The sequence below is a fragment of the Halomonas sp. Ps84H-12 genome (assembly GCF_024124725.1).
GTDB lineage: Bacteria > Pseudomonadota > Gammaproteobacteria > Pseudomonadales > Halomonadaceae > Vreelandella > Vreelandella aquamarina.
In genome coordinates, this window is record NZ_JAMXSJ010000071.1 from 1 (window position 1) to 5728 (window position 5728).

Annotated in this window: 7 protein-coding genes; all 7 read right to left on the reverse strand. The window is 44.7% G+C overall.

Going from position 1 to position 5728, the window contains the following annotated elements:
• Positions 1-128 precede the first annotated feature (128 nt).
• Positions 129-647, reverse strand: a complete 519-nt coding sequence (locus tag NH344_RS17850) for a hypothetical protein (RefSeq protein ID WP_253028258.1) — start codon at positions 645-647, stop codon at positions 129-131.
• An 82-nt stretch (positions 648-729) separates the two neighbouring features.
• Positions 730-1560 carry a nucleotide-binding protein gene (locus NH344_RS17855; RefSeq protein WP_044630390.1) on the reverse strand — a complete coding sequence of 277 codons (831 nt, stop codon included), beginning with the start codon at positions 1558-1560 and terminating at the stop codon, positions 730-732.
• 107 nt (positions 1561-1667) lie between these two features.
• Entirely contained in the window at positions 1668-1910 is a 243-nt protein-coding gene (locus tag NH344_RS17860; RefSeq protein WP_253028259.1) for a hypothetical protein, read from the reverse strand.
• A 341-nt stretch (positions 1911-2251) separates the two neighbouring features.
• Positions 2252-3535, reverse strand: coding sequence for a hypothetical protein (locus tag NH344_RS17865; protein ID WP_253028260.1), 1284 nt, complete (start codon positions 3533-3535; stop codon positions 2252-2254).
• Between the two features lie 93 nt (positions 3536-3628).
• Entirely contained in the window at positions 3629-4612 is a 984-nt protein-coding gene (locus tag NH344_RS17870) for a hypothetical protein (protein WP_253028261.1), read from the reverse strand.
• 141 nt (positions 4613-4753) lie between these two features.
• Positions 4754-5164: a hypothetical protein gene (locus NH344_RS17875; RefSeq protein WP_253028262.1), complete on the reverse strand. Its 411-nt coding sequence runs from the start codon at positions 5162-5164 to the stop codon at positions 4754-4756.
• A 79-nt stretch (positions 5165-5243) separates the two neighbouring features.
• Complete coding sequence (locus tag NH344_RS17880) at positions 5244-5603, reverse strand: hypothetical protein (RefSeq protein WP_253028263.1); 360 nt, start codon at positions 5601-5603, stop codon at positions 5244-5246.
• Between the last annotated feature and the right edge of the window lie 125 nt (positions 5604-5728).

The following is a 5728-nucleotide window of genomic DNA, read 5'->3' on the forward strand; positions in this document are numbered from 1 at the left end:
AGGTGGATAGGCTTTCACCCATAGCGGATGGCTCTCTTGGTTCAGGTTCTTGCCGGAACGTTCTGATTTCTCAAGAGAATACCATCCGCTATCTTCGTTTTCAGGTCGGCCTCATGAATAAGGCGGGGTTAGGCGTTTTGCCCCCAACGAACAAGCTTATCTTCTGGCCAAGTTTGGCTAAACAGTTCCGTTTCAGGATTGCCATCTAAGAAAGAAGAAATAAGTTCCCATTTGTTTTTTGATAGTTCCCATGCACTAGATGGCAAGAAATACATTTTCCTACTCCAGTCAGACTTCACAAAGCCACCAACCCAAAGCGATGGAACTATATAAACGTCAGGTTCTTTTTCAGAACCCAACTTCAAGTCTACAAGCGCATACCACAAGTTAGGGCTAACTTTTCCTATTACCCCAGCACCTACATCCCATTCACACCCCTCACGACCATATCGACTTCTTCGATATGCGCCTTGTGACGTCTTAACTTGTATAGAAATACTTTTGGAGCCATCTGCTTTAGCAGCAATTATATCTACTGATGGCGCATTTCCGACGGTAATACTCGCATGAATAAATCGCTTGGTTAATTGATGAGCTACATAAAACTGACCTGAAGCCCCGATAAATTGACTTCTTCCTTTTGACAAAGTGCTATTTCCTCATCGTAATGCCTAACGCTTGCAGCAGGGGCGCGACGTCAGGAGCGTCCCTTGCCTGCAATTGTTAGCCTTAAATTAGCTTGTTCATATCAATTTCGTATCCAGACTGCTTCATTTCCTTTGCAAGTTGTAACTGCCAAGCCGAACCTTCATCAAGATTTATATACACTACACCGCTAATGTCATTTGGAAGTTCTAGCTTGCCATCTACCAACGCTGAAACATTTTCCCGGCCTAACCTCCCTATAAGATAGCCATGTTCAAAAACCACGTTTTGGCGAGCGCGAACGTTTAAGCTTTCAGCTTCTGACTTGACATTGCCAACATCATCAGGCGTGTATAGAACAATTGCGAACCCCACGTCTGAATAGTGCTCAATTTTTTCAATTATCGTTCTGCCTGAGCTAGCTTTCTCATGAAGGATGATCGCCTCGAAGCCCATCTTTTCGACGAATCTCGCTGCTTTATTCTGTGCGCTTTCATCATGTCCATGAACAATAAACACTCGTCTTGACCGAGATCCAGAAACTTGCTTACCAGTAGACTGACTTTTTGTGAGCTCCTTCTTGTAACCAACCGCGCCTTCAATAAAGTCATCAGTCACGTCTTTGGCTCGCCCAATCGCTTGATGTGTATATGAGGGTCCGCCAATTATAGCTACCGAAGAATTCTGATCCTCAGCTCTAATTTGTGGAATAAAAGATTCTATCGTTCGTTCGCTCTCTGAGATCGTTATTCTCTCGAGATCGTCAGGCTGAACAGTTTTGCCATTAATTACAATTGGCATTCCCTGCTCATACGGCTCAATAAATCTTGAAATTAGCTGCTCTTTAGTGAGGTCAGTTTTGTATTCGCCATAAAACTGATCTGACTTTGGCTTCACGATTACGTGGTAATACATTCTGTATCTGGCTCCTTAAAGAGGCTAACGCTGCCAGCATGCGCGCCTTTGTAGTGGAGGCGAAGCCGCAACGAAAAAGGCGTCGCCGTGCCTGGCCTGGTTATGTTTCATTCGTGACTCTTGAGCCAGACCGATAGCGCATTTTTTAGATACTGATCTGGCTCCGGCATTGGATGTGACTTACCCGGCTTTGTTTTCCGTTCGTGGTCACGATAACTTTTTTCAATTCTTGCCCAGTCCTTTGGGTAGAGCTCCTTAAACTTCGCGACGAAGTCATCAGGGGACCGGCTTCCTTCCAACTGCTCGACTGTAGCAGCTATTTTTTCATCTTTTTTCGTGATTACGGCCATACTTTACATTCTCCCAAAGAGGCTTAGGTTAGCGGCCCGCCAAAGGCCACGAGACTTGTTCCCAGCGCCTGACTTACGTCAATTACTGAAGCGACAGCACATTTTGCGAATGTTGTTGCTTTTCTCATATTGTTATCCCCCTTCTCAGGACCATGGCCTGAGTCCAATGTTGTTAGCATGCGATTTTTTACGTACGACAAAACCACCAACATAAGACAGACAACTGAGAACAAAACAAGCATGGGAGGATTCGAACCTCCGCCACTAACCGCTAACCTAAGCCTCCTGAAACATAACGCCGCGTTCACCGGCTTGTCCGGTGCAACGCATTGTTAACAATCTTACTCAACAGCTACGGGTTTCGTATACTTTTTTAGACCCACGTCTATTAGCCATTCATCAATCTCCTCATCTGTTACGGATTTATTTTGCCTCATGGCATTAATGACGGTCGTCACCTCAAAGCTTTCTTTTATCTCATAGTTATTACCGCATGCTCTAATTATTCTCTCGACCTGACCTTTTGTGTAATCATACGCATGCCGGACTACTACTGAGGAAAAGCTATTAGCCTGTTCAAAAGACTGGGATTCAGCGTACAATTTTACAATTCTGTCACCAACTAAAGAAGGAAGAATGAAAAAAGCTGGCGCACCTAAATCTGACCTCGTGGCATATTTGACTCGCCTATCTGCAGCGCTCTTTAACCCAGAATGAGATAGCAAAAATTCCAATTCGTCAAGATCTTCTTTAGGCAGATTTTCAACAAACGATTCTAGTTTTTGTTTAACGTCAGGTTCCAAATACTCCCAACTATCTTTGATTTTCTCAAGAGCCACAAAAGAATTTTTGAGATTGTTGTCATCTAGCGATTTGACGAGGCTGGAAAACTTCTTCCCCATGGTTCCCTCAAATACCTCTGGGTGCAGATGAGCAATAGCTTTAAGCGCGGAGGAAACTCTCATCACTTCCTTGTAGTCACTTGTTCCACCCAATATTTTCTTCAAAAGAATGATCGTAAAGTTTCTTATTAGACTTTCTCGTGCTCTGAAAAGTGGACTGTTTTTTAAGGCAACAATGGCTTTATCTAAAGCCGTCGGAAAATACTCTGATTCGATTTCTTTAACCAAGCTTTCGAGTGCATATTTCCCTTGGGCTGGTGGGTACTGAAGTAAATATTCAACAGCGGATCTTATATGTACTCTCGCAAGCTCAGCTGAGGGATTGAATATATCTCCGTCTGAAGTCATAGACGGATGAGCACACCTGTTTCTGTCCTGCTGGAGTCGTTCTAAGTCAATAAACTCAATATGCGATATGAGTTCCAGTTTGTCTCTCGCGATTTCAAGGATATCTCTTTCAAACTTCAACGACTTCGCTATATCCCCTGCTTGTCTAGCTTTTTCAAACTCCTCCAGTTGCTTTTCGGCCTCTTTATCACCGGTAAGCGCCAAGTCTTTTAGCTTGTCGATAATATCGAACGAAACAGCAATCCAAGTTGAGACAATGGCAGATCTAAAAGCCCCAGCCTTATAACAGGCGACCGACTCCCTGATATAGCTTTTTGCCTTTTCATCCCTACAACGCAGGACAAGTTCATCAAGATCTGATAGGGGGGATGCCACTAAAATCTCCTAAATTGTTAACGCCCGCAGCACGCGCGGCTTTGTAGTGGAGGCGAAGCCGCAACGCAAAAGCCGTCGCCGTGCCTGCGCTTGTTATGTTTTATCTTCCAGCACCAGTGATTCTAGGCTTCGTTCAAATTCCTCTTGCTCAGCAGGGCTATCATTGAATTTTACGGTATTATTTTTCAGGCACTCTAGTAGACGGATGATTGAGTCAATCTTCTGTAGTAGCTTACTGAGAATTTTAACCCTATCAATATTGTCTATTGAAGACTTTGCCCAGCTTACCGTGTATCCTCTCCTAACGTTATAGCCGTCATTTATATCTTCAATTTTGGCCGCACTCAAAACGCTGGCTTTCAGCTCCTCTACACTATGGCTCGATTCGATTTGAAAAAGAAGCGCTTCTGGATTGATCCTCAAATCTTCCATGCAACACTGAAAAATCATACTATCATGACGAAAATCACCTCGCCAATAATTCAACTCACTACATAGAGCATCCAAAACAAACTTTCTGATATTTAAGCAATGCTGTCCAAGAATGAATTCAGTTTTGAAATAGCTGGCGTCAACCTTAAGCGTCGCATGGATATGACAAGTCAATATTTCCAGAAAAGCTTCCACTTCATTAGAAATCTTTAAAAGAGCAGAGTTTTTTTCGTTTACCAACATTCCCGGTGATTTACTATCTGTGGCCGAACGGTAATTTTTCTCCAGCTCTGGAATTCTTGTGTATATCCAGTTAAGAACCTCTTCAGCATCTCTGGAAACTTGCAGAGCAGTTTGGCAAAGCATAATTTCGTTTTTTAATGAATTTAATCTTACCCATGTATTAAATACGGTACCTCTTTTTACAATCAAATCCCTGTAGTCTCGAGCATCAAGTTTAGCATCCAATTCTTTATGAAAGAGGCTAACTGCTTTGGAAAAATCAAATATAACGATTTCTGATTTTTCATTACTTTTTGTAAATAGCTGAACATAGTCATCAAAACCATGTTCATTGACGGCTTTGATATACTTTCCAGTTCTTTTATCAACCAGCAGCGACCGTATTGCTAAATCATTATTCATTCTACCTTCCTAGGAAACCTTGGATCTGTCTTTATACTTACGACATCATAACGCCGAAGCACAGCGGCGACCTTGGAGTGGCGACGAAGGAGCCACGTAAAGGGCGTCCGGCGGCCACCGGCCGCGAACTGCTGCGCCTTGTTAATTGGATACCTCAATGTACCACTTGGGCTTGATGCGCCCGAAATCCCGGCGAACGTTTGATTTCAATGCCTTTTTGGAGTCGAGCACCTTTGCCTCGCCATTTTCTCGGACGAACAAAGCCCAATGCCAAAAAGGCTTACCCTGCTCTATTCGCCATTTAATGGCCAGAAGGGCCCTGTCTGGCAACTGCTCCCAAGACTCGAATGGTGTTTCTTTGGGAGAGACAGAGATACCGAAATCTCGCAAAAGCGTTCGGACGTACTCCGTGTCGGACCAGAGCGATGTGTCTGACGCATGAATGCCAAGAACGTTGGCTCTCTTTTTGGCCTCAGCATAGCTGAGACCCGCCAGTGCAGCAGATGCTGCAATGCCACAACCGGTCACTTCTTCTTGAACGACAACTTCCATATCTTTACCAATTAACGCCCGCCATCACCGGTGACAAACCGGAGCGAAGCAGAGGTTTGGCATCCGGTGCATGGCATGGTTATGCGCTTTCTCCGATGGCACGGATATCCTCGATGTCTACCGGCCGCGAGAGCGCAGATTTATACCGGACCAGATCTTCCTTCAACATAAGGGGCAAATCTAGGCCCAGCAAGTGCATTGTTTTATAACGAGAGAAATCTATGTTGAGCGGGATCCAGGTCTGGCTGCCTAAATCAAAGATTCGTGGACCGTTAGCGTTGCCCACTTCCACTTTGATGCCCTCATACTTGAACTGGACGTAGGTTAGATCCCAGCCTTCCTCCTGGCGGTGAGCGGCAGCCTTAGATACAAATTCTTGGCCGGCCTGAACCACTGACGAAAAATGTTCGCCGGGAACGAAAAGATCTATGTCATTCACCTGAATCCGTGAAGCCGGCGCCGACACTTTCCCTATCACCGCCAGCGAGCACTTTTTGATCATTCGCCCCGTGCAAGTTGGCTTTCGCAAGCCCGTTATTGCCAAAACCCACCGTGCTGATCGGT